This window comes from Bacillus sp. 3G2 (genome assembly GCF_044324725.1).
Taxonomy (GTDB): domain Bacteria; phylum Bacillota; class Bacilli; order Bacillales; family Bacillaceae_G; genus Bacillus_A; species Bacillus_A mobilis.
Genome location: NZ_CP172246.1, coordinates 4,197,982 through 4,223,494, shown reverse-complemented (window position 1 = coordinate 4,223,494; position 25,513 = coordinate 4,197,982). Strand labels below are relative to the sequence as shown.

25 protein-coding genes and 2 other annotated features (1 of these 27 cut by a window edge) are annotated in these 25,513 nt (G+C 36.8%); of the genes, 24 read left to right on the top strand and 1 reads right to left on the bottom strand.

Going from position 1 to position 25,513, the window contains the following annotated elements; genetic code table 11:
* Window positions 1-71 (top strand) — a binding site (T-box leader) (it extends 161 nt beyond the left edge of the window).
* A 38-nt stretch (window positions 72-109) separates the two neighbouring features.
* From ACHZK0_RS21670 to pheA, 24 genes are all read left to right on the top strand, one after another.
* Entirely contained in the window at window positions 110-2,755 is a 2,646-nt protein-coding gene (locus ACHZK0_RS21670) for a valine--tRNA ligase (protein ID WP_242254954.1), read from the top strand.
* A 92-nt stretch (window positions 2,756-2,847) separates the two neighbouring features.
* Window positions 2,848-4,149, top strand: coding sequence for a bifunctional folylpolyglutamate synthase/dihydrofolate synthase (locus ACHZK0_RS21665; RefSeq protein WP_242254951.1), 1,302 nt, complete (start codon window positions 2,848-2,850; stop codon window positions 4,147-4,149).
* A 165-nt stretch (window positions 4,150-4,314) separates the two neighbouring features.
* Window positions 4,315-5,277: a stage II sporulation protein B gene (locus tag ACHZK0_RS21660; RefSeq protein WP_242254949.1), complete on the top strand. Its 963-nt coding sequence runs from the start codon at window positions 4,315-4,317 to the stop codon at window positions 5,275-5,277.
* A 221-nt stretch (window positions 5,278-5,498) separates the two neighbouring features.
* The gene (locus tag ACHZK0_RS21655; RefSeq protein ID WP_242254947.1) at window positions 5,499-6,074 is read left to right on the top strand and encodes a Maf family protein; all 576 of its coding nucleotides are present in this window, start codon (window positions 5,499-5,501) and stop codon (window positions 6,072-6,074) included.
* A 47-nt stretch (window positions 6,075-6,121) separates the two neighbouring features.
* Window positions 6,122-6,799, top strand: a complete 678-nt coding sequence (gene radC / locus ACHZK0_RS21650) for a DNA repair protein RadC (protein WP_001013378.1) — start codon at window positions 6,122-6,124, stop codon at window positions 6,797-6,799.
* A gap of 157 nt (window positions 6,800-6,956) precedes the next feature.
* Window positions 6,957-7,976, top strand: a complete 1,020-nt coding sequence (mreB, locus tag ACHZK0_RS21645; RefSeq protein WP_000466737.1) for a cell shape-determining protein MreB — start codon at window positions 6,957-6,959, stop codon at window positions 7,974-7,976.
* A 41-nt stretch (window positions 7,977-8,017) separates the two neighbouring features.
* Window positions 8,018-8,869: a rod shape-determining protein MreC gene (mreC, locus tag ACHZK0_RS21640; protein ID WP_242240561.1), complete on the top strand. Its 852-nt coding sequence runs from the start codon at window positions 8,018-8,020 to the stop codon at window positions 8,867-8,869.
* A gap of 14 nt (window positions 8,870-8,883) precedes the next feature.
* Complete coding sequence (gene mreD / locus ACHZK0_RS21635; protein WP_242240559.1) at window positions 8,884-9,429, top strand: rod shape-determining protein MreD; 546 nt, start codon at window positions 8,884-8,886, stop codon at window positions 9,427-9,429.
* A gap of 35 nt (window positions 9,430-9,464) precedes the next feature.
* Window positions 9,465-10,151 carry a septum site-determining protein MinC gene (gene minC, locus ACHZK0_RS21630; protein ID WP_000391511.1) on the top strand — a complete coding sequence of 229 codons (687 nt, stop codon included), beginning with the start codon at window positions 9,465-9,467 and terminating at the stop codon, window positions 10,149-10,151.
* A gap of 2 nt (window positions 10,152-10,153) precedes the next feature.
* Window positions 10,154-10,951, top strand: a complete 798-nt coding sequence (gene minD, locus ACHZK0_RS21625; protein WP_000503310.1) for a septum site-determining protein MinD — start codon at window positions 10,154-10,156, stop codon at window positions 10,949-10,951.
* 133 nt (window positions 10,952-11,084) lie between these two features.
* On the top strand, window positions 11,085-11,831 hold the full coding sequence (spoIVFA, locus tag ACHZK0_RS21620; RefSeq protein WP_242254945.1) for a stage IV sporulation protein SpoIVFA: 747 nt from the start codon (window positions 11,085-11,087) through the stop codon (window positions 11,829-11,831).
* Window positions 11,824-12,684: a stage IV sporulation intramembrane metalloprotease SpoIVFB gene (gene spoIVFB / locus ACHZK0_RS21615; protein WP_242254943.1), complete on the top strand. Its 861-nt coding sequence runs from the start codon at window positions 11,824-11,826 to the stop codon at window positions 12,682-12,684. Before spoIVFA ends, spoIVFB begins: the two co-directional genes overlap by 8 nt.
* A gap of 67 nt (window positions 12,685-12,751) precedes the next feature.
* Window positions 12,752-14,140: an Rne/Rng family ribonuclease gene (locus tag ACHZK0_RS21610; RefSeq protein WP_270605850.1), complete on the top strand. Its 1,389-nt coding sequence runs from the start codon at window positions 12,752-12,754 to the stop codon at window positions 14,138-14,140.
* 77 nt (window positions 14,141-14,217) lie between these two features.
* Window positions 14,218-14,295: a sequence feature (ribosomal protein L21 leader region), on the top strand.
* Window positions 14,296-14,309: 14 nt separating this feature from the next.
* Window positions 14,310-14,618, top strand: a complete 309-nt coding sequence (gene rplU, locus ACHZK0_RS21605) for a 50S ribosomal protein L21 (RefSeq protein WP_000270907.1) — start codon at window positions 14,310-14,312, stop codon at window positions 14,616-14,618.
* 11 nt (window positions 14,619-14,629) lie between these two features.
* Window positions 14,630-14,974, top strand: a complete 345-nt coding sequence (locus ACHZK0_RS21600; RefSeq protein ID WP_061677162.1) for a ribosomal-processing cysteine protease Prp — start codon at window positions 14,630-14,632, stop codon at window positions 14,972-14,974.
* A 3-nt stretch (window positions 14,975-14,977) separates the two neighbouring features.
* Window positions 14,978-15,268 (top strand): 50S ribosomal protein L27, encoded by a 291-nt coding sequence (gene rpmA / locus ACHZK0_RS21595; RefSeq protein ID WP_000944957.1) that lies wholly within the window; start codon window positions 14,978-14,980, stop codon window positions 15,266-15,268.
* A gap of 63 nt (window positions 15,269-15,331) precedes the next feature.
* Window positions 15,332-15,880: a sporulation initiation phosphotransferase B gene (locus tag ACHZK0_RS21590; RefSeq protein WP_061677164.1), complete on the top strand. Its 549-nt coding sequence runs from the start codon at window positions 15,332-15,334 to the stop codon at window positions 15,878-15,880.
* Window positions 15,880-17,166: a GTPase ObgE gene (gene obgE, locus ACHZK0_RS21585; protein WP_000497121.1), complete on the top strand. Its 1,287-nt coding sequence runs from the start codon at window positions 15,880-15,882 to the stop codon at window positions 17,164-17,166. The genes ACHZK0_RS21590 and obgE overlap by 1 nt, the downstream gene beginning before the upstream one ends.
* 138 nt (window positions 17,167-17,304) lie before the next feature.
* Window positions 17,305-18,012 carry a response regulator transcription factor gene (locus ACHZK0_RS21580; RefSeq protein ID WP_063261314.1) on the top strand — a complete coding sequence of 236 codons (708 nt, stop codon included), beginning with the start codon at window positions 17,305-17,307 and terminating at the stop codon, window positions 18,010-18,012.
* The gene (locus tag ACHZK0_RS21575) at window positions 18,002-19,084 is read left to right on the top strand and encodes a HAMP domain-containing histidine kinase (RefSeq protein WP_262740336.1); all 1,083 of its coding nucleotides are present in this window, start codon (window positions 18,002-18,004) and stop codon (window positions 19,082-19,084) included. Before ACHZK0_RS21580 ends, ACHZK0_RS21575 begins: the two co-directional genes overlap by 11 nt.
* Before the next feature lie 93 nt (window positions 19,085-19,177).
* On the top strand, window positions 19,178-19,954 hold the full coding sequence (locus ACHZK0_RS21570) for an ABC transporter ATP-binding protein (RefSeq protein WP_395760862.1): 777 nt from the start codon (window positions 19,178-19,180) through the stop codon (window positions 19,952-19,954).
* Complete coding sequence (locus ACHZK0_RS21565; protein ID WP_395760861.1) at window positions 19,929-21,851, top strand: FtsX-like permease family protein; 1,923 nt, start codon at window positions 19,929-19,931, stop codon at window positions 21,849-21,851. Before ACHZK0_RS21570 ends, ACHZK0_RS21565 begins: the two co-directional genes overlap by 26 nt.
* 49 nt (window positions 21,852-21,900) lie before the next feature.
* Window positions 21,901-23,814 carry an ABC transporter permease gene (locus tag ACHZK0_RS21560; RefSeq protein WP_395760860.1) on the top strand — a complete coding sequence of 638 codons (1,914 nt, stop codon included), beginning with the start codon at window positions 21,901-21,903 and terminating at the stop codon, window positions 23,812-23,814.
* A gap of 96 nt (window positions 23,815-23,910) precedes the next feature.
* Window positions 23,911-24,762 carry a prephenate dehydratase gene (pheA, locus tag ACHZK0_RS21555; protein ID WP_097951044.1) on the top strand — a complete coding sequence of 284 codons (852 nt, stop codon included), beginning with the start codon at window positions 23,911-23,913 and terminating at the stop codon, window positions 24,760-24,762.
* 77 nt (window positions 24,763-24,839) lie between these two features.
* On the opposite strand, the gene ACHZK0_RS21550 is transcribed toward pheA, so the two are convergent.
* Window positions 24,840-25,487 (bottom strand): MOSC domain-containing protein, encoded by a 648-nt coding sequence (locus ACHZK0_RS21550; RefSeq protein WP_242254923.1) that lies wholly within the window; start codon window positions 25,485-25,487, stop codon window positions 24,840-24,842.
* Window positions 25,488-25,513 lie beyond the last annotated feature (26 nt).

Here is a 25,513-nt window from a genome sequence, read left to right as displayed (position 1 = left end):
ATTAAGAGTATAAGCAAATTCTGAATTTGTTTGTAAATAAAGGTGGTACCGCGATGTCCCTCGTCCTTTTTTGGATGAGGGGCATTTTTTATTTTAAGGAGGGAAAATAATGTCAAACACGGAAAAGAATTTACCAACTAAATATGATCATATGTCCGTTGAAGAAGGCCTTTATCAGTGGTGGTTAGAAGGCAAATATTTTGAAGCAACAGGAGACGAGAAGAAACAGCCGTATACAATTGTAATTCCACCTCCGAACGTAACTGGTAAGTTACACTTAGGTCATGCTTGGGATACAACTCTTCAAGATATTTTAACTCGTACGAAGCGTATGCAAGGATACGATGTATTATGGCTTCCAGGAATGGACCATGCGGGTATCGCAACACAAGCGAAAGTAGAAGGAAAACTTCGTGAAGAAGGTATTTCACGTTACGATCTTGGCCGTGAGAAGTTCCTAGAAAAAGCTTGGGAATGGAAAGAAGAATACGCGTCTCACATTCGTCAACAATGGGGGAAAGTTGGTTTAGGACTAGACTATTCTCGCGAGCGTTTCACATTAGACGAAGGTTTATCTGATGCAGTTAATAAAGTATTCGTTCAATTATATGAAAAAGGCTTAATTTACCGTGGTGAATATATTATCAACTGGGACCCAGCAACACGCACAGCCCTTTCTGATATTGAAGTAATTCATAAAGAAGTTCAAGGTGCATTCTACCATATGAACTATCCGTTAACAGATGGTTCTGGTCATATTCGTCTTGCAACAACTCGTCCAGAAACGATGCTTGGTGATACAGCAGTAGCAGTTCATCCAGAAGACGATCGTTACAAGCATTTAATCGGAAAAACAGTTACACTTCCAATCGTAGGCCGTGAGATTCCGATTATTGCTGATGAGTACGTAGAAAAAGATTTCGGAACAGGCGTTGTAAAAATTACACCAGCTCATGACCCGAATGACTTTGAAGTAGGTAACCGTCATGACTTACCACGTATCTTAGTAATGAACGAAGATGGATCGATGAATGAAAAGGCTGGTAAGTATAACGGCATGGATCGTTTCGAATGTCGTAAAGCGTTAGTAAAAGACTTACAAGAAGCGGGCGTATTAGTAGAAATCGAGCCTCATATGCATTCAGTAGGTCACAGTGAGCGTAGTGGTGCAGTTGTTGAGCCTTACTTATCAACACAATGGTTCGTAAAAATGGCTCCACTTGCTGAGAAGGCAGTAGCGCTTCAACAAAAAGAAGAAGAGAAAGTAACGTTCGTACCAGAGCGTTTCGAAAACACATATTTACGCTGGATGGAAAACATTCACGACTGGTGTATTTCTCGTCAATTATGGTGGGGACACCGCATTCCAGCTTGGTATCATAAAGAAACTGGTGAAGTATACGTAGGTACAGAAGCACCAGCAGACATTGAAAACTGGAATCAAGATAACGACGTACTTGATACATGGTTCAGTTCGGCACTATGGCCATTCTCAACACTTGGTTGGCCAAATGAAGATGCAGCAGACTTCAAACGTTACTATTCAACAGATGCACTAGTAACGGGTTATGACATCATCTTCTTCTGGGTATCTCGTATGATCTTCCAAGGTTTAGAGTTTACAGGAGAGCGTCCATTTAAAGATGTATTAATTCACGGGTTAGTTCGTGATGAGCAAGGACGTAAAATGAGTAAATCTCTTGGTAACGGTATTGATCCAATGGATGTTATCGAGAAGTACGGTGCAGATGCAATGCGCTATTTCTTATCAACAGGAAGTGCACCAGGTCAAGATTTACGTTTCAGCATGGAGAAAGTAGAATCTACTTGGAACTTCATTAATAAAATTTGGAATGCATCACGTTTCGTATTAATGAACATGGATGATATGAAGTATGAAGAAATCGATTTAACTGGCGAAAAATCAGTTGCGGATAAGTGGATTTTAACTCGCTTAAACGAAACAATCGAAAGCGTAACACGTAACATGGATAAATATGAGTTCGGTGAAGCTGGTCGTTCATTATACAACTTCATCTGGGACGATTTCTGTGACTGGTACATTGAGATGGCGAAACTTCCTCTATACGGTGAAGATGAATCAGCTAAGAAAACAACTCGTTCTATTTTAGCTTATGTATTAGACCAAACAATGCGTCTATTACACCCATTCATGCCATTCGTAACAGAGAAAATTTGGCAACATTTACCGCATGAAGGCGAGTCTATTACAGTAGCAGCGTGGCCAACAGTTCGCGAAGATTTACAAGATAAAGAAGCGGCAGCAGAAATGCACCTTCTAGTTGATATCATTCGCTCTGTTCGTAACATCCGTGCAGAAGTTAATACGCCAATGAGCAAAAAAGTTCAAATGCAAATTAAAGCAAAAGATGAGGCTGTACTTGCTCAACTTACGAAAAACAGCTCTTACATTGAGCGTTTCTGTAACCCAAGCGAATTAACAATTCAAACGGATTTACAAGCGCCAGAAAAAGCAATGACTGCAATCGTATCAGGTGCAGAGTTATTCTTACCATTAGCTGATCTTATCAATCTTGATGAAGAAAAAGCGCGTCTTGAGAAAGAACTTGAGAAGTTTGACAAAGAAGTAGAACGTGTACAGAAGAAACTTTCAAACCAAGGTTTCGTAGCGAAAGCTCCTGCAGCAGTTATCGATGGAGAGCGTGCGAAAGAGCAAGACTACCTAGAAAAACGTGAAGCAGTTCGCCAACGTCTAGCAGATCTTGAGAAATAAAATGTTTTTTAGAGACTCACTATATTGGTGAGTCTCTTTTCTTTGCGTATAATAGGAGGATAAAGGTTGTCTTTTGAAAGGGGAAAGCATACGTGATACATACATACGAAGAAGCGATAGGGTGGATTCATAGCCGATTGAAGTTTGGTATTAAACCAGGATTAGAAAGAATGAGATGGATGCTAGAAGAGCTCGGAAATCCAGAACGTCACATAAAATGTGTTCATCTTGCTGGTACAAATGGAAAAGGTTCAACGTTAACATATATGCGCTACATGTTAGAAGATGCAAAATATAAGGTGGGAACATTTACCTCTCCTTATATTGAAACATTTAACGAACGTATTAGTGTGAACGGAGCACCAATTGCAGATGAAGAGATTACTGAACTTGTAAAGATGGTAAAGCCAGTCGTTGAAAAACTAGATGAGACGGATTTAGGGGAAGCAACTGAGTTTGAAATTATTACTGTTATGGCAATTTGTTATTTCGGTAAAGTTAATTTCTGTGATGTTGTTTTATTTGAAACAGGGCTTGGAGGACGCTTTGATTCTACGAATGTTATTCATCCTGTTCTCACGATGATTACAAATATCGGCCACGATCATATGCATATTTTAGGGAATACACTAGGAGAAATTGCATATGAGAAGGCGGGAATTATTAAGTCTGGTGTTCCAGTTATTACTGGTGTACAAAATGAGGAAGCATTGCAAGTCATTCAAAAGGTTGCAAAGGAAAATCATGCAAACTTATACGAGATGGGTAACCATTTTACAGCGTTACATAAACAGTCTAGCAAAGATGGAGAACAGTTCGATTTCACTTGTCCTTTCGCTAATTTTGAAGATGTGCGAATCTCAATGAAAGGTAGTCACCAAGTAGGAAACGCAGCACTTGCACTTATGGCAGTCATGTATGTCAAAACATACTTATCATTTTTAATTGAGGAAGAAGAAATGAGAACTGGATTACAGGAAGCGTATTGGATTGGACGATTTGAAAAACTGCAAAGTAATCCAGATATTATTATAGATGGTGCCCATAATCCAGAAGGTATCGAAAGTCTTGTGAAAACAGTAGACTCACATTACAAAGATAAAAATGTAATAGTTTTATTTACTGCCCTTGGTGATAAACAGTTGCATAATATGGTAGGTCAATTAGAAACAATTGCCGATGAAATTATTTTTACAACATTCGCCTTTGATCGAGCTATTTCTGCTGATAAGCTTGCATCTTATGCAAAGAAAGAGTCAAAACTAGTTTTTGAAAATTGGAAAGAGGCAATTGATACAAAGGTTGAAATGATTGGAGAAAATGATGTTTTTATCATAACAGGTTCTCTTTATTTCATTTCGGAAGTTCGAAAATATATTCGCGAGAAAAACTAGATAGTCTTTGCTATCTAGTTTTTTTGTTCTACAAATGAAGTCAAATGCATACATATAAGATAAATATATAGGGTTATTTGGCGAATTTCTCTGACAAATATCTCGTTTTTTTGTGAAAGGAATATGATATGATGCGGACAACGATAAGAGGTGAGGTGTGAGTGTATGGACAAGCAATCACGAACGATCTCAGTGAAAGTGAATGGAACAGAAGCGAAGTATGAGGAGAAGAAGAAAGATGAATTTGAATGGATGGTAGTAGAAAGTGAAAGACCGAAAAACGTTGTTCCGTTCCAAAAAGCGAAATTAGTGTCTACGGAAAAAAAACGAAAGAAGTGGAGCAATACGTTAATTGCAATCGTTGCAACTGCGATTGTTATTGGTACGGCGTTTGGGATGGGAATGCTACAGTTACTTAAAGGGCAAGGGGCGACGGGGGAAAGTGAAGTAACAGCTTCGAAGCAGATGCAAAATGAAGAATCAAAGATGGGTGGAACGTCAGAACAAACACCAGCACCAAAAGAGGAAAAACAAAAAGCGCAGGCAGGAACGTCATTAGATACAATGAAATTATTTTTTGTTCAAGGAGGGATTTATTCTTCCGAAGAAAAGGGACAGGCCGCTCTTGAAGAGTGGAAAGGTAATGGAGGCGTAGCAGCTTTAAAACCGAGCGGTGATAAGTATGCATTAGTTGTTGGCATTGCTAGTGATGAACAAGATATAAACCAATTAATGACGCAGTATAAAAATGATAATGTCTCTGTATTGAAAAAGAACTGGGATATAACAGATAAAGCATTACTTAAAGATGATAAAGAAGTTGGTGCGTTTTTAACAAAAGTACAGCCATTATATACTCATTTAGCAAAATATGCTTCTAGCGTACAAGCTAGTGGAAAAAGTAATGCAAAAGATGTAGGTGCGATTGAAAAAGAGTGGAAAGCAATTGAAAAAGAAGGGAAAAGTATGAAGCAGGAAGAAGCGAAGAAATTGTATATGTATACGTCAGTAGCTGTGCAAACAGTGAAGGATGGAAAAGGTGATAAGGAATCTTTGACGAAATTAAATCAAGTTATTATTGATGGTATACTTTCATATGAAAAAATTGTTTCACAAAAGGTGAAATAATAGGATAATGAAATGACGAAGGAAGAAGGATAGGTACTTCTTTCTTTTCTTTTGAATTTAGAGCAAAGTGCTTTCTCTACGGCAGGAATATAATCGTATTTTAGTGAAAAAGTATTATTTTGTTTAGAAAAAATAATATTTCTTTCATTTGTGGACAAACTATTCCTTTGATACGATTGATATAAATGATTCTGCTTCATGTGAGAAAGGAAGGAGAAAATATGAGAAAAATTATTTTAGCATCAGGGTCACCTCGCAGGAAGGAACTGCTTGAGTTAGCGGATGTACCATTTGAAATCATTGTAAGTGAAGTAGAAGAAACGATTGGTGCGTACTCATCACCTTCTGATATTGTAATGTCCCTTGCCCTGCAAAAAGCATCTGCGGTAGCGGAAAATAACAGTGATCATATTGTGTTAGGTGCAGACACAATTGTTACATATGAATCGCGTATTCTTGGAAAGCCTTCTAATGAAGCTGAGGCGAAAGAAATGTTGCAATTATTATCAGGGAAAACACATGAAGTGTATACTGGTGTTGCAATTATAACAAAAGACAAAACAGTCACTTTTTACGAGCGTACAGAAGTTACGTTTTGGGAATTAACAGAAGAGGAAATTGACGCATACGTTGCATCAAAAGAGCCTCTTGATAAAGCGGGAAGTTATGGAATTCAAGGTAAAGGATCTATTTTTGTTCAACATATTCAAGGGGACTATTATAGTGTAGTCGGTTTACCAATTTCACGTCTTGTTCGGGAATTAAAACAATTCAATATTGATGTAACCCATGCGTAAAAATGCATGGGATTTTCTTTGAGATAACAAATAAAAGGGGTGGAGAAATGAACGGTATTCGTGATGTTGTCAAAGAAGAACAGCCACGGGAGCGTTTATTGTTAGAAGGAGCAGGAAGTTTATCGAATCGGGAGCTTCTTGCGGTGTTACTCAGAACAGGTTCTAAAGAAGAAACAGTTTTAAAGTTATCAGATAAAATTTTACATCACTTTGATGGTTTACGTATGTTGAAAGATGCAACGTTAGAAGAGCTTGTCAGTATACATGGTGTTGGGATTGCAAAGGCAGCCCAGCTTATAGCTGCTTTTGAACTTGGTAGAAGAATGGTACGTTTAGAATATCAAAATAGATACAGCATTCGAAGCCCAGAAGATTGTGCGAGATATATGATGGAAGAAATGCGCTTCCTGCAGCAGGAGCATTTTGTATGTTTATATTTGAACACAAAGAATCAAGTTATACATAGGCAAACGATTTTCATTGGAAGTTTAAACACATCAATTGTACATCCAAGGGAAGTTTTTAAAGAAGCGTTCCGCCGTGCAGCAGCCTCTATCATATGTCTTCATAACCACCCTTCAGGAGACCCCACGCCGAGCCGAGAGGATATTGAAGTAACAAAACGCTTAGTAGAATGTGGCCAAATTATCGGAATTGAAGTGCTTGACCATATTATAATAGGTGACCATAAATTCGTGAGTTTAAAGGAAAAAGGTCATATTTAAGACTATGCTTTTTACTTATTTTGTTTTATAATGTGATTTATGAGTTTTTTGTAGAAATTTATCTACAAGAAGGATAAAGATATAAAAAACGTACTGTTTTTATAATATAAAGTAAGAAAAAATGAGTCCGTGAAAACAAGAAAGGAAGATAAATAATATGTTTGGATTTGGTGGCTTTACTCGCGATCTTGGAATAGATTTAGGAACTGCGAACACGCTTGTATATGTAAAAGGAAAAGGTGTAGTTTTACGTGAACCTTCAGTAGTAGCGTTACAAACTGATACGAAACAAATCGTTGCTGTAGGTAGCGATGCAAAACAAATGATTGGTCGTACACCAGGAAACGTTGTGGCACTTCGCCCGATGAAAGACGGTGTAATTGCTGATTACGAAACGACAGCAACAATGATGAAATATTACATTCAACAAGCTCAAAAATCAAATGGATTCTTCTCACGTAAACCATACGTAATGGTATGTGTACCGTCTGGTATTACAGCTGTAGAAAGACGTGCAGTAATCGATGCGACTCGTCAAGCGGGTGCTCGTGATGCTTATCCAATTGAAGAACCATTTGCAGCAGCAATTGGTGCAAACTTACCTGTTTGGGAACCAACTGGTAGTATGGTTGTTGATATCGGTGGTGGTACAACAGAAGTTGCAATCATTTCTTTAGGTGGTATTGTAACAAGTCAATCAGTTCGTGTTGCTGGTGATGATATGGATGATTCAATCATTCAGTACATTAAGAAAAGCTACAACTTAATGATTGGTGAAAGAACAGCTGAAGCATTAAAATTAGAAATCGGTTCTGCAGGCGAGCCAGAAGGTATCGAGCCTATGGAAATTCGCGGTCGTGATTTAGTAAGTGGTTTACCAAAAACAGTACTAATTCAGCCAGAAGAAATCGCAGATGCATTAAAAGATACAGTAGATGCAATTGTAGAATCTGTTAAAAATACGTTAGAGAAAACTCCACCTGAATTAGCGGCAGACATTATGGACCGTGGTATCGTATTAACAGGTGGCGGAGCATTACTACGTAACTTAGATAAAGTGATTAGTGAAGAGACAAATATGCCAGTTCTTGTTGCAGAAGACCCATTAGATTGCGTAGCAATTGGAACGGGTAAAGCATTAGACAATATCGATCTTTTCAAAACTGCTGCTCGATAATATCGCAAAATAAAAATCAATGAAATTAAGAGGGTGTGAACGTGCCACAGTTTTTCTTAAACAAAAGATTAATTGTTTTGTTAGTTAGTATTATTCTTCTCGTGGCATTGATTGGAATCTCATTGAAAGAACGGAACAGTTTAACATGGCCAGAGCAGTTTGTTAAAGACACTGTCGGTGTTGTAGAACGTGTATTCCAAAAGCCAGCGAAATACGTAGCTGGATTCTTCGAAAATGTAGAGGATGTAAAGCGCACGTATGAAGAGAATAAAGAATTAAAAGCAAAATTAGATAATTATGCAGGTTTATCAGGGAAAGTAAAACAATTAGAAGATGATAACAAGAAGTTACAAGAGTTAACAGGTAAAAAAGAGTTAAATAGCCAATATACTGAAATTCCAGCTACTGTTGTTTCTCGTAATCCAGATAAATGGTACGATTTAATCGGAATTGATAAAGGAGCACAGCAAGGAATTAAAAAAGATATGGCTGTAGTAACTTCACAAGGTCTAGTTGGACGAGTGAAAAGTGTATCTCAGTTTACATCATCAGTAGAATTGCTAAGCTCTATGAGCCGAACAAATCGTGTTTCTGCTATCGTACAAGGTGATGAGAAAATCTTCGGATTGATTGAAGGTTACGACAAAGAAAAGCACTTACTTCTTTTCACAAAGATCGGCTCTGATGCTCAGGTAGCGAAAGATCAATTAGTCGTAACATCTGGACTTGGTGATATTTTCCCGAAAGGTCTTGTAATTGGGACAATTGTTGATGTGCAGCCAGATCCATACGGCTTAACAAAAACAGCTTATGTAAAACCGGCCGCTGACTTGAATGACGTAGAGCATATTATGGTTGCTAAACGTGCAACGCCTTCAGCGCCATTAGAATAGGAGGGGGAGAAGAGATGATGAAGATTTTAAAAAGAGCAGCTCTTCCTCTTTTGCTCCTTTTTGTTTTTCTATTTGAAAATATGTTTGCTACTATTGTTCCAACAGAGGTTTTTTGGAAAGACAGTATAGCAGCACCTCATTTCTTTATAATTGTATTATGTTTTATTACTGTGTACTATAGTCCGGTCCAAGGGATTTATTACGGACTCTTATTTGGTTTCTTATTTGATACCGTATACACAGAACTTGTCGGTATATATATTTTTGCGTATCCGATTTTAGCTTATTTAGTTTATAGTGTGATGAAGATATTACAATCGAATTTATTTATTGTTGCTTCTATTGTACTAGCAGGTATTGTAGCACTAGAGTATTATGTGTATGGATTTTTAACTTTGTTAGGACGTACTCATATGTCAGCGTATGTCTTTTTCACAGATCGTCTCCTGTCTACTGTATTGCTAAATGCAATTTTCTTATTGATAGTTTGTTTCCCACTGAGACGATATTTAGTGCGTCTTTCAAAAGCGATGGAAGAAAAAGAAAAAAGGATTTTCTAATTTTATGTCGAATTGAATCGGTGGGGTGAACTTTAGTGGAAGAAAAAAAGCAACAAAATGTAACAATAAAAGGGACAAAAGACGGAATAACGCTTCATTTAGATGATTGTTGTTCATTCTCTGAATTACTAGAGGAATTGGATGAAAAGCTTTCTACACATTACTATGATGGTGATGGGCGCTCTTTAATTGAAGTGCATGTGAAAGTGGGAAATCGTTATTTAACAGAAGTCCAACAAGAAGAGATTCGTACGTTAATTCGTAATAAAAAGAATCTTGTTGTGGATTCAATTGAAAGTGATGTTATAACTAAAGCAGAAGCAATAGCTTGGAAAGAAGAAACAGAAATTGTCCCTATTTCCAAAATTGTTCGCTCTGGACAAGTTTTACATGTAAAAGGAAATTTATTGTTAATTGGAGATGTTAATCCAGGCGGAACGGTTATCGCTGGGGGGAATATTTTTGTCGTAGGATCATTAAGAGGAATTGCACATGCTGGGTATTATGGGGATTCGGATGCTGTAATCGCTGCATCTGATATGAACCCGATGCAACTTCGAATTAGTGATGTGGCAATGCGGGCTCCGGAAGAGAAAGAAGACGGAGCGGAGGCGGCAGAATGTGCGTATATTAATGAGAACAATCACATTGTTGTCGATCGACTGCAACTTCTCACTCATCTTAGACCTAATTTAACAAAGTTAGAAAGGGGAATTGTATAGCTGTGGGAGAGGCAATAGTAATTACATCTGGAAAAGGCGGAGTAGGTAAAACTACAACGTCTGCGAACATTGGTACAGCCCTAGCGTTATCTGGAAAGAAAGTGTGCTTAATTGACACAGATATCGGTCTTCGAAACTTAGACGTAGTAATGGGGCTGGAAAATCGTATTGTATTTGATCTTGTTGATGTCGTTGAAGGGCGTTGCCGTTTACCTCAGGCGCTTATTAAAGATAAGCGTTTTGATGATCTTTATTTATTACCTGCAGCACAAACGAGTGATAAATCAGCGGTAACACCTGAACAAATGGATGAATTAATACAAGTATTACGTCAAGATTATGATTACATATTAATTGATTGTCCTGCGGGGATTGAGCAGGGATTTAAAAACGCGGTAGCTGGTGCGGATAAAGCAATCGTTGTTACGACGCCAGAGGTATCCTCAATGCGCGATGCAGATCGTATTATCGGGCTTTTAGAAAAAGAGGATATTGAACCACCAAAACTTGTTATTAATCGTGTGCGTAGTCATATGCTTCATGAGCAGGATATGTTAGATGTTGATGAAATCGTACGTACATTGTCAATCGAGCTTCTTGGTGTTGTCGAGGATGATGATGAAGTTATTCGTGCTACAAATACAGGTGAACCTGTAGCGTTGCAACCGAGCGGAAAAGCAGCGTTAGCTTATCGTAATATTGCAAGACGCTTGCTGGGTGAGAATGTACCATTGCAAGCATTTGAACAAGAAAAGGTATCGGTATTTACAAAGATGAAAAACTTCTTTGGAATCCGTTAAAAGCACTTCGCGCATATGCGAAGTGCTTTCTTTTTTCTTCACACGAATATCTTTCTTTTTTAGCTCATACATATGTACAAACTGTATACAACTGTTTCTATTTTAATTAGCTTAACGAAAGAAAGGAGACAGTATGAAGAATAAACGTGTAGAAGAAATTAAAAAACGGATTGCGAAAAGGAAGGCAGAGCAAGAAAGGATGGAGGAAGAGCAGTATTTTGCTGGAGGGAATTTTGATAGTGAAACAGTATTTATTGAAGATGGAGAAAAGGAAATTCATCCTTTATTTCGAAAAGAAGTATTTTTTTTCAAAGTTTTGTTATCAGCAATATTAGTTCTTTCTGTCGCTATTTTATATAAGAATGCACCCTCTTCTTTCGAAGGTGCTAAAGCTGTTACAGAGAAAGTGATGAAAGAAGAATTTCAGTTTGCTACTGTAGCGAAATGGTACGAAAAGCAGTTTGGAAAACCGCTTGTATTTTATTCACCTACTGAGAAAAAAGAAGGAACCATTCAGCAAAAAGATTATGCAATTCCTGCGTCTGGAAAGGTAATGCAAGGGTTTCAAAAAAATGGCCAAGGTGTATTTGTTCAAACAGCTACAAATGCAACTGTTGAGTCAGTGAATGAAGGATTAGTTGTTTTTGCAGGGAAGAAAGAGGAACTTGGTAATACAGTTCAAATTCAGCATGCAGATGGAACGGAATCTTGGTATGCGAATTTAAATGACATGTCAGTGAAATTATATGATTACGTTTCAAAGAAACAAAAAATTGGAACGGTGAATAATGATGCAAATAATAAAAATGGTAAGTTTTATTTCGCGATAAAAAAGAATGAAAAATTTATTGACCCGATTCAGGTGATTTCATTTGATTAAATATAGAGAAGTTTTAACGAAGATTTCAGTGCATCCGTTGTTTTGGGTTATTATTGTCATTGGTATTTTTACGGCACGTTTTAAAGAGTTACTCCTGTTATTTTGTATCGTTCTTATCCATGAACTTGGGCACGCCTTTGCGGCGGCACACTACAATTGGCGTATTAAAAAGATTCAACTTTTACCGTTTGGTGGCGTGGCTGAGCTTGAGGAACATGGGAATAAGTCATTGAAAGAGGAACTAGTTGTCGTAATTGCAGGACCTATACAACATATTTGGATGATGGCGGTAGGTTATATAGTGTTTGAAGCTGGTTGGCTTGGTGCGGATTTATATTATTTCTTTATGTGGAATAATATAATTATTTTAGCATTTAATTTACTGCCTATTTGGCCGCTTGATGGCGGGAAAGTATTGTTTAACGTATTATCATATCGTTTTCCTTATTTACAAGCACATGAAAAGATGATGAAATTATCATGTGTTTTTTTTAGTGTAATACTAGTGTGGCAGTTACTTTGGAATAGTAACAATATTATGATGTGGGTACTACTCATATTTTTAGCGGTGTCGTTATATCAAGAGTGGAAACAAAAACAGTATGCCTTTATGCGTTTTTTATTAGAACGTTATTATGGGAACAAAAGAGGAATTGAAAAGATTGCATCTATTGAAGTGCAATCAGAAGATCGTTTATATACGATCTTCACAAAATTTCGTAGAGGGTATAAGCACTCTATTATCGTCCATGGAAAATATAAAGAACATTACACATTGGATGAAAATGAATTACTCTATGCGTATTTTACTGAAAAACGAACAACTTCGTCTGTTGAAGAATTAATCGGTTAGTGTTGACGATAGCACTAACCTTTTATTATTGTAAAAGCAAAGAAGATTATAAAGTGAGGAAAGCATTTTGAAAACGTTATATATAAACTACGCAGGATCGGAAAAACGCGTTGCAATTGAAGAGAAGAAAAAAATTGTTGAGTTTTTATGGAAACGAAATGAAGAACAAGAGATTGTTGGGCATATTTATGCCGGACGTATCGTAAGAACAATCGCTGGAATGAACGCAGCATTTGTAAACATCGGTTTAGAAAAACATGCGTACCTTTCATATGATGATGTACCATCTTCCTATCGTATACATGAAGGGCAAGCGGTACTCGTACAAGTTGTGAAAGAGGCAATTGATACGAAAGGGCCGAAATTGACAGCAAACATAGAATTTACCGGGAAATATGTCGTTTATATGCCATACGATGAAATGCGTGCAGTTTCTCGAAAGATAAAAAATAATAAAAGAAGACAACAGCTACTCCAAATTGAGGTAGAAGGGACAGGAGGGTACATTTTCCGATCTGCTTCTGAGAAAGGAGAAATTGAAGAAATACAAGCTGAAATGCAAAGGTTACAGCAGTTATATGAAGAGTTAAAAAGAAAAGAGGGCCAGGGAAAGGCACCGTTGCTACTTCATCGACCGGCCACCTTTTTAGATCGTGTATTTCAAGAAAATCCAATTGAAACGATTGAAAGAGTAGTTGTAGATACAAGAAGTATAGTGAAAGAATTAGAAGAAAAAGTAGGGAAAGAAAAAGTATCTTTTTATAATGAAAAATCTTCAATGTTTAACCATTTTGGAATAGAGCGTGAGGTTGAGAAAGCACTTCAAAAAATTGTGTGGCTCCCGAATGGTGCTTATTTAATTGTGGAACAAATGGAGACGATGACTGTAATTGATGTGAATACGGGCAAGTTTACTGGAAAACAGAATTTACAAGATACAGTCCTTCGTACAAATGAGGCGGCAGCTGAAGAGATTGCACGTCAATTAAGACTGCGTGATATCGGTGGTATGATATTAATTGATTTTATTAATATGAAAAGAAGAGAAGATAAAGAAAAGGTAAGAGAATGTCTCATGGCTGCTATGCAAAATGATCGCACATATACGAGAGTGCTCGGTTTTACAGAGTTAGGGATTTTGGAGATGACACGTAAACGTAAGAAACATTCTTTACGCGACGTATTGCTAGAAGAGTGTATACCGTGCAAAGCGACAGGGTATGTAATGTCATATGAAACAATTGCGTATGAGTTAGAGAGAGAGCTAATTACATATGGCGATATAGAGGATGAGGCAGTATTAATCGCTGCACCTAAAGAATTACAAAAACAATTTTTGCAAAAAGAATTACAAAAAAATATTCCATTTGAAATTTATTTCAAAGATGATATGATCGAAAAGTACGCTATTATCCGTTTTGGAAGTAAAAAAGAAATTGCAGAACGGAAAAAATAGTTAGTAGAACTTTCATTGACAATAGTCAATGAATTATGGTAACATCTTTATGTTATAGTTTATAGCACCTAAACGGCTATATGCTACAACCGCACAAAACAGGTTCCCTAAAGACATTTATGTCTACCTCGTTTTTGGCGAGTCTTAGTAATTAAGAGGAGGTGCAAGTATGTACGCAATTATCGAAACAGGTGGAAAACAAATTAAAGTTGAAGCTGGTCAAGCAATCTACATTGAAAAATTAGATGTTGAAGCTGGTGAAACTGTTACTTTTGACAAAGTTCTTTTCGTTGGTGGCGAAAACGTTAAAGTTGGTAGCCCAGTTGTAGAAGGTGCAACAGTTACTGCGAAAGTTGAAAAACAAGGTCGCGCTAAGAAAATCATCGTTTTCAAATACAAAGCGAAAAAGAACAATCGTAAGAAACAAGGTCATCGTCAACCTTACACTAAGCTAGTTGTTGAAGCTATCAACGCTTAATCCAGGTTAACATGATTAAAATTACGATAAGTCGCACGAAATTAGGAAGTATCCAATCATTTAAAATGACTGGACATGCCAATTATGCGCCACATGGACAAGACCTTGTCTGTGCTGGAACTACAGCGGTTGTGTTTGGTTCTATAAATGCAGTGGAAGAACTTTGTAATGTGCAGGCAACTATTGAACTCGGAAGTGATGGCGGATTCTTAACGTATGAATTGCCTAATGATTTAGACGTTCATGCAGCAGAAAAAGCACAAACGCTTTTAGAAGGATTGGTTGTTTCGCTTAAGACGATCGAACTTGATTACGGAAAGTATATCCGTTTAATAGAAAAAGTGCAGGAGGTGTAACGTATGTTAAGATTAGATCTTCAGTTTTTCGCATCTAAGAAAGGTGTAGGTAGTACAAAGAACGGTCGTGACTCTCAGTCAAAACGTCTTGGTGCTAAACGCGCAGATGGTCAAACGGTTTCAGGTGGTTCAATTCTTTACCGTCAACGCGGTACAAAAATTTATCCAGGTGTTAACGTTGGTCGTGGTGGCGATGACACTTTATACGCGAAAGTTGACGGCGTAGTACGCTTTGAGCGTCTTGGCCGTGACCGCAAACAAGTGAGCGTATATCCTGTTGCTCAAGAAGCATAAGAACTCACGGAAAACTCTAACCTGAGTGCAGGTTAGAGTTTTTCTATATTAAGGGGTATCTAAATGAATGAAAAATGGACAATTATAGATGCATTGCGTCATTCAAGACATGATTGGCTCAATCGTATGCAGATGGTGAAAGGAAACCTTTCCCTTGGAAAAGTGGAAGAGATTCATAGTCTCATCGATCGTTTTGTCCAAGAAGCGAGACAAGAATCCAATCTGATAGGGCTATCAATGCCTTTATTTTCAGAGTGGATTTTAACATATAATTGGAAACAGCAGCCGTGCTTATTGGAGTACGAAGTATTAGGGAAATTACATAACTTATCTCACTTAGATGAGACTGTATGTACATGGACGAATCAATTTTTCTCAATGCTTCAGCATAGTTTAGACGTATATGTTGAAAATTATGTTTGTATCACAATTGAATGTGACGCGGAGAATGCTCGTTTCTTTTTTGATTTTCGTGGTAAGCTAACGAGTGTAGAAGAACTACAGAATTGGCTTGCGACCCAAAACAATAAATGGTATTCCATTTCTTATACAGTACGAGACGAAGAAGTCTCAGTTATATTACAACCAATTGAAAAAAGTGTGGTGAAATAATGTTTGTAGATCAGGTCAAGATATATGTAAAAGGCGGCGACGGTGGTAACGGAATGGTTGCGTATCGTCGTGAGAAGTATGTACCTAAAGGTGGCCCAGCAGGTGGCGACGGTGGTAAAGGTGCAGATGTTGTTTTCGTTGTTGAGGAAGGCTTACGTACATTAATGGACTTCCGCTACCAACGTCATTTCAAAGCTGATCGTGGTCAGCACGGAATGAGTAAAGGTCAGCACGGTCGTAAATCTGAAGATTTAATCGTAAAGGTTCCACCAGGAACAATAGTAAAAGATGAAAAAACAGGACAAATTCTTGCCGATTTAGTAACGCATGAGCAAACAGCTGTAATCGCAAGAGGTGGTCGTGGTGGCCGTGGTAACTCACGTTTCGCAACAGCAACGAATCCAGCGCCAGAAATCGCTGAGAACGGGGAACCAGGTCAAGAACGTGATGTCATTCTAGAACTTAAAGTGCTAGCAGATGTTGGACTTGTTGGATTCCCAAGTGTAGGTAAATCTACATTATTATCTGTTGTATCATCAGCGCGTCCGAAAATTGCAGAGTATCACTTTACAACAATCGTTCCAAATCTTGGTGTTGTTGAAACGGGTGATAACCGCAGCTTCGTTATGGCTGACCTTCCTGGACTAATTGAAGGCGCACATGCCGGCGTCGGACTTGGACACCAATTCTTACGTCATATTGAGCGTACACGTGTAATCGTACACGTTATTGATATGTCTGGTTTAGAAGGTCGTGAACCATATGAAGATTACGTAACAATCAATAATGAATTAAAAGAATACAATATGCGTTTAACAGAGCGTCCACAAGTTGTTGTTGCAAACAAAATGGATATGCCAGATGCAGAAGAAAACTTACAAGCATTTAAAGAGAAAGTGGGAGACGAAGTAAAAATCTTCCCAATCTCAGCTGTAACGAAACAAGGTGTTCGTGACTTACTATTTGAAGTAGCGAACTTACTAGAAACAACACCAGAATTCCCAATGTACGATGTTGTCGAAGAGTCTGAAGCAAGTGTAATGTACAAATTTGATGCTGAAAGTCTTAAATTTGAAATTACACGTGAAAGTGACGGCACATTTGTTATTTCTGGTTATGATATTGAGAAGACATTCAAAATGACAGACTTCTCACGTGATGAATCTATACGTCGTTTCGCTCGCCAAATGCGCGGAATGGGTATTGATGAAGCGCTTCGTGCGCGTGGTGCAAAAGATGGAGATATTGTAAAAATTCTTGAATATGAATTTGAATTTATCGACTAAGACTGCCGAAATATGGCAGTCTTTTTTTTATGTAAATGTCTGATTCGTATAGGAAAAAATACCCACTAATTAAATTTTCAATTTATAATAGAACAAGGAGTGGTGTTGGAAGAATTTTTTTATGGGGAGAAAACGAACATGTATAAAATATTAATTGTAGAAGACGATGAAAAAATAGCGGGAATATTAGAAGAGCATTTAGAAAGGTATGGCTATCAATCATTTAGAGCAAGTGATTTACGGCATATAAAAGATGAGTTCGTGAAAATAAATCCTCATCTCGTATTACTAGATATTAATTTGCCATATTTTGATGGGTTTTATTGGTGTCGTCAAATTCGTACTGTATCGAATGCACCAATTATTTTTGTTTCTGCAAGAACAGGGGAAATGGATCAAGTAATGGCGATTGAAAATGGTGGAGATGATTACATTACGAAGCCATTCCATTTAGATATCGTGATGGCAAAGGTGAAAAGTGCACTTCGCCGTGGCTATGGTGAGTATGCCTCTGTTGCTGAGAGTGATTGTTTAGGTGTAAATGGACTGTTATTATTTCCATCCCAACACATTGTTGAGTGGCAGGGGCAACAAACGGAGCTGACAAAAAATGAATTTTACCTATTAGAGTGTTTAATGAAACAAGCAAATCAATATGTAACGCGCGAAGAACTGTTAGAAGCCCTGTGGGATGAAGTAGCTTTTGTTGATGATAATACATTAACTGTTAATGTAAAACGCGTAAGGAAGAAACTAGAGGAGTTAGGTATTAAAAATGCAATTGTAACGAAACGTGGATATGGTTATGCGCTTCTTACAGAGTGGGGCGAAGGGCATGAAGGTTAAAAATTACCTCATGGACCGCTTTTCTTTACTTCTTTCTTATATTGTTAGCCTTTGTTTATTTGGGCTTGTACTGCAGTTGCAAAGTCTTTTAGAAAAGCGATCGATTGATTGGAGTACGTGGTTATATGGACTTTTATTAGGGGCAGTTGTATTTGCTGTATACCTCATTTACGATTATCGAAAACGGAGTGTATTTTTAAATAGGATTGAAAAGTATGTTACTGGCGGAAATACATTACACGATTCTTTACTTATTGATACTTCTTATACGTCAGAGCAAGAGATGGTCGTTGAATCGTTTACGCTATTAAGACAGCAATATATGAATGAAATTCATAAACAACATGCGAAAGAACAACAGCAAATGATATTTATGAACCAGTGGATTCATCAAATGAAAACACCAGTATCGGTTATAGAATTACTATTACAGAAGTTTGGTAAAGAGCATCGTGAAGCAAGAGCAACAGTTGAAAGTATTCGTGAAGAAAATAACCGTATACTAAATGGTTTAGATTTAGCGTTACATATGGCAAGGTTAGAACAGTTTGCAAAAGATTATAAAGTAGAAGTAGTAAATGTAGTAGATATTATTCGAGGCATTATTAATGAAAATAGAAAGTCGTTCATTCAATCGTCTGTATTTCCGAAAGTAATGTTTGATGAAGATACTTGTATGGTTGCATCTGATAGAAAATGGCTGAGTATTGCTATAGGGCAAATTGTTGTAAATGCAATTAAGTATACGAAAATTTCAGAAGTAGAGAAAAAGGAAATTCAATTTCAAATTGAAGAGAAAGATCAAAAGGTGTTATTACATATTAAGGACAATGGAATTGGTATTCCAGAGCAAGATGTAAAGCGAGTATTTGATCCGTTCTTTACAGGAATAAATGGCCGTAAAACGAGAGAAGCGACTGGAATGGGTTTATATATTACGAAGGAAATTTGCGATAATTTACATCACGGTATTTATGTGCAATCGGCTGAAGGAGACGGGACAACATTCACGTTCCAATTTGCAAAAGATGAAGAATATCATACATTAATGAGAAAAATGACAAAACTGTAAGATAACAAAACGTTTTGTAAGGGAAATCACTCGTTTCTATTTCTTATTTTTCTTATAGTAAATGTAAGAAGAAAACACATAGGGGGATTAGAAATGAGTGTTCTTGAAGTAAAAGGATTAACAAAGGTGTATCAATCAAAAGGTTCAGTAGCGACGACTGCTTTAAATGATATAAATTTTAGAATAGAAGAAGGCGAATTTGTAGGGATTATGGGTCCTTCAGGAAGCGGGAAAACAACGCTTTTAAATTTATTAGCAACAATCGATAAGCAAACTTCAGGTCATGTGCTTGTAAATGGCGAAGAAATTAATCAAATGCGTGCTGCAAAATTAGCGGAGTTTCGCCGTACACATTTAGGGTTCATCTTCCAAGATTTTAACTTACTTGATACGTTATCGATTAAAGAAAATATTATTTTACCACTTGTCATGGCGAAGAAATCTGTAAATGAAATCGATGTAAAGGTGCTTGAGATTGCAAAATTTTTAAATATCGAAGAAATTTTAAATAAAAAAGTATATGAAGTATCAGGCGGACAACAACAACGTGCAGCAGCAGCGAGAGCAATTATTCATGAGCCTACTTTAATTTTAGCGGATGAGCCAACTGGAAATTTAGATTCGAAGTCAGCAAAATCATTAATGAGCGCGTTGCAAGACTTACATGAACAAAAGAAAGTAACAATTGCAATGGTAACGCATGATCCGGTAGCGGCGAGTTATTGCGAACGTATTTTATTCATTCGCGACGGAGAAATTTTCTCAGAAATACATAAAGGAAGAACGAAACAAGCCTTTTTCCAAGAAATTCTGGACGTACTTGCGATGCTAGGAGGAGAATATCATGAACTTTCGCCAGCTCGCGCTTAATAACGTAAAAGGAAATTGGCGTAATTATAAAGCGTTTCTTATAAGTAGTTGTCTATCGATAGTCGTATTTTTCATGTATGCTTCCTTTATTTATCATCCAGATGTCGTAAGCGGTAATATTAGTATGAGGGATATGATTTCAAAAGGGTTAGAATCGATGAATTATATTGTAGTCATTTTCTCAGCACTCTTTATTTTATATGCAAATTCAACATTTTTACGAGCAAGGAAAAAAGAATTTGGTTTATTAACATTAATAGGTGGAACAAAATCTCAACTTGGCCGAATGATTATATTAGAACAGCTTATGTTAGGTAGTATTGCAATTGTAGTAGGTATTGGACTTGGTATGCTTTGTTCAAAGTTATTTTTTCAAGCATTAAGCGTAATATTGAAAATAGATAAAACACTTCCACTCGTATGGAATAGTAAAGCAGTTTTGATTACAGCAGGTGTATACTTTATTCTATTTTTAATCCTATCATTGTTTAGCGTTTGGACAGTAGGACGCTTGCAAATTATTGATTTATTAAGAGAAGCAAGAAAACAAAAAATAGAACCTTTTGCATTTACATGGTTATGTGTAGCGGGTATAGGATGTATTATTGTTGCATATGTACTTAGCTTCCAAGTGACATTTATGAATTTTATCATGCTGTTTTTACCGATTGTAGGGCTGACGATAGGCGGAACTTATTTGCTGTTTACACAAGGTAGTACAGTCGTGTTAAAGGCGTTACAAAAACGAAAAAAATCTTTTTATACATATCCAAATATGTTCGTACTTAGCAATCTTATTTATAAAATGAAAGATAATGCTCGTTTTCTATTTGTAATTTCTATCATTACGGCCGTTGTATCTTCAGCAGTTGGTACACTGTACGTATTTTTTGAGGATATGAGTTATAAGGCAGTGACTAGTACCCCGCATGCTATTTCGTATGAGGAAAAGGGAATAAATACGCATAATGTCATAAAAGATGGGAAAACAAAAGAATTAATAAAAAAACATGGATTTGAAGATGCGCGAGAAGTAATGTATGTAAAACTTCCTGGAACTCAAAAAATCACGATGTTTAACAGTGAACATGAAGTACCGATGGCGATTGTTTCAGAAAAAGAATATAACGCTGAAGTACGTAAACAAAAGAGAGAGCAAGTTAGAGAAGTTCATAATGCACCAGGTAGTGCAACGATGGTCATAATGGATATGGCGAACGATATGATGAAGATAGATCGTTCGAAACCGTATGAGATTAAAATTAACGGACAAACGCAGTCTGTTCAATTAAATGAACCAACTCCATTTTCTGTTTTTAATGATAGTGAATATCTCATTGTGAATGATCAAGATTTTGAGAAATACGCAAAGCTCGTACCAGATGAAGAAAAGACGAAATATTACGGTTATTATATAGAAGATTGGAAAAGTACCGAAGATCTTGTGTTAGATTTGAAAAAGGAAATTGCACCAGATAAGCAAGCGGAATTAAACAACTCGGTGCTCGCTTATAAAAATATAAGGGAATCAGGAGCAATTACGATGTTCATCGGTTTCTTTGTAGCGGTACTGTTCTTCTTCTTCGCTTGTAGTATGACATACTTTAAGTGGTTTAACGATAAAGAGCAAGATCGTATTCAATTTAAATCGTTAAAGAGAATCGGTATGACAGATAAAGAAATTCGAAAAATTGCAATTCGACAAATGGGTGTTATCTTCTTTATCCCAATTGTAATCGGTGCAATTCATAGTGGATTTGCTCTTCATACGTTAGGAAAAATGCTTTATCTCGATTTATGGAAATCAGGTGCGATTGTAATTGGAGCATACATTGTAGCTTCTGCGATTTACTTTATGATCGCGCAAAGAGGATATTTGAAACACGTAAAAAGCTAGGGAAACCTCTAGCTTTTTACGCATGTAGTAAGTTATAGGAGGACGATAGATGAACATTCGGCAATTAGCTTTGCAAAATATAAAAGGAAATTGGCGTAATTATAAAGTGTTTTTCTTAAGTAGTTGTTTTGCGATATTTGCTTCTTATGCATATATGTCTGTCATTGTGCATCCGTATATGCAGGAGACGCTGTGGTATCAAAACGTACGCTGGGGACTTATCATATGTAATGTTATAATCATTTCTTTTTTCGTCATATTTATTTTGTATTCTACTTCTATTTTCATAGAGGCACGTAAGAAAGAATTAGGATTATATATGTTAATGGGAGCAACGAAATCTAACGTAATAGGAATGATTATGACTGAGCAAATGTTGATCGGGGTATTTGCTAATATTTTCGGTATTGGGCTTGGTATGATCTTTTTAAAGCTCTTCTTCATGGTGTTTAGTATGTTGCTGGGGCTTCTGAAAGAACTCCCTGTCACATTTGACGTGGGAGCAATTGGGGTAACGTTCATTACATATATAGTTGTTTTTATTTTGTTATCTTTTATAAGTGCTTTACGTATATGGAATATAAAAATCATTCGGTTATTGAAAGAATTTCGAACTGATAAAAAAGAGAAGAAAACATCAATGTGGCTTTGTATATGTGGCTTTATTTGTTTAGGGACAGGATACGCGTTAGCGCTACAAGTGACGATGGAAACGATAGGATTATATTTTTTCCCTGTGTCTATACTTGTTTTTTTCGGAACGTACTTTTCTTTTACACACGGTACAATCCAATTGTTAGAAATGATAAAACGAAATAAAAAGATTATGTATACATACCCGTATTTATTTATAGTGAATCAATTGTCACATCGAATGAAGGAAAATGGTCGCTTTTTCTTTATGCTTTCTATGGCAACGACATTTGTAGTTACGGCAACAGGTACGGTGTTCTTATATTTTTCTAGCATGCAAGATATGTGGCGTGATGGGGGGGCACACTCATTTTCATACATAGAAAAAGGTATTTCTACCCATGAAGTCTTTGAGGAAGGTGCGGTTGAAAAGTTACTACATCAGTATGGGTATGATGATTTTCAATCTATGAGTTTTGTTGGAGTGTATGCATCTTTTCAGTCCAACAAGGGGGAAACAGAAGTAGCGCCGCTCATTAAAGAAAGTGAATACAATCAGGAGGCAAGAAAACAAAAAAAGAAAACGTATCATCCTAAAAAAGGAACTGTTACACTTGTTTATTATAATAAATACAATAATTCGAATGTATATAATCAAAAAGAGATTCAATTGCAAGTAATGAATCAAACGTATCAATTCGTATTTAACGGTCAGAAAGAAGGGGCGCAATTTAATTATCATCTCGCGCACATTAACGGTTTGTTTTTCGTTATGAATGATGAAGATTTTGACAGTATAGCAAATAAGATTCCTGATTCTGAAAAAATGATATATCGAGGATACACATTATCAAATATCGAAAATACGAAAAAATTAAATGAAGATTTACGGAAACATATGAAACAAGATGATAATAACGCATTTCGAAGTAATATGGAGTTATATGTGAATATGAAAGAGTTCGGCAATATTACTCTATTTATAGGCTCATTCATTAGTATATTATTTTTCCTTACATCATGTAGTATCGTATATTTTAAATGGTTTCATAATATTGCATCGGATAGAAAGCAGTACGGGGCACTTTCTAAACTGGGAATGACGAAGGAAGAAGTATGGAAGATTTCTCGCTGGCAATTGTGTATGCTATTTTTTGCGCCAATTATAGCAGGGAGTATGCATAGTGCAGTTGCGTTATATACGTTTCATAATACGCTCTTTATGGATGGTTCATTAAGAAAAGTAGGCTTGTTTATTCTATTTTATATCGCTGCGTGCATCATGTATTTCTTTTTCGCTCAAAGAGAATATAGGAAACATTTAGACTAGCGAATGCTAGTCTTTTTTTAATATTCGAAATTTACATAGAAGAATATAAAAAAGTATGGTATAACAGTAAGAAAACGAAAAAGAGGGGAAAAGACGATGATTCGAGTAGGATATTTAGGACCGGAAGCAACATTTACAAATATGGCGGTGAGTCGTTTTTTTCCAGAAGCAGAGCATGTACCGTATCGAACGATTCCAGATTGTATGGATGCAGCTGCAAATGGAAATGTAGATTATGCAGTGGTACCACTAGAAAACGCCATAGAAGGTTCAGTGAATATAACAGTTGATTACCTTGTACATGAGCAACCCCTTTCTATTGTAGGAGAAATTACAGTACCTATTCAGCAACATTTACTTGTACATCCGCAGTATGCAGAAGTGTGGGAAGAAGTATATGCAGTGCATTCTCATCCGCACGCTATTGCGCAATGTCATAAGTTTTTAAATGAAGAATTAAAAGGGGTCACTGTCCGAGATATGACATCAACAAGTGCTGCTGCGCAATATGTGAAAGAACATCCTGAAGAAAAAATTGCCGCTATTGCAAATGAAGCAGCTGCAGAAAAATACGGATTAACGATTGTAAGACGTAGCATTCATACACATAAAAATAATCATACACGCTTCCTCGTGCTCCATAAGAGAAAGAAAGCAATACTCCCAAATAACGGAGAAAACCGCGGAGAGAAAACGACGCTTATGATAACGTTACCTGCTGATTATGCAGGGGCACTATACCAAGTGTTATCAGCTTTCGCATGGAGAAAATTAAATCTATCAAAAATCGAATCGCGCCCGATGAAAACAGGTCTTGGAAATTACTTTTTCTTAATCGATGTCGATAAAGCATACGATGATGTATTATTGCCAGGTGTAACGATGGAACTTGAAGCACTCGGTTTTTCTGTTACTGTGCTGGGGAGTTATTCTTCTTATTGGTTGTAAGGAGAGTGTTTGTAGTTAAGTCGGTAGTATACTGTCTGATAGATAAATAAAATCCCACCTATAAATGGTGGGATTCTTTATTTTAACTTCACAAGGCGATCTTCTAACTGATCACGCCAAATATCAGCTAGTTCTGGAACAGCAAGAATCTTTTCAATACCGTCTTTATCTTTTCTATTATGAAAATAAATTTCGTTAGAGAATAAAACAGATACATTGTTTGATGGACGCTTTAGTAATGTAATTTTTGAATCTTTACGTACAGTACCTTCTTGAAGAACACGGCATAAGTAGCCAGTAAATCCAGTTGCTACAATGCGCGGCAAAATGCCAGGGATGCCAAGACGTTTTGAAATTGTGCTACAAGGTACGCGGGCTTGCGTCACTTGAATGATTGCTTCACCTAGTTGATATGTATCTCCGATGCATACATCACGCTCTAACATATTTGTTACGGTAATGTTTTCACCAAATGTGGAAGCTGGAAGCGTTGTTTGAAATTCCTCTTCCCATAGTGCGTAATGCTCATGTGGGTATACACAAACAGCGCGATCAGGCCCACCGTGATGTTTTAAATCTGCCACGTCATCACCAAGGAAGCCATCTTTTGAGAGAAAAGCTTCTTCTGTAGAATCTTTACATATACCTGTTATCATTTCTTTATCTTCGCCATATTTCATTTGTTTCGGTTTGCCAATGCTAAAGTGAACGAGTTCAATTCCCATATTTGATCTCCTTTACGATTGATTAC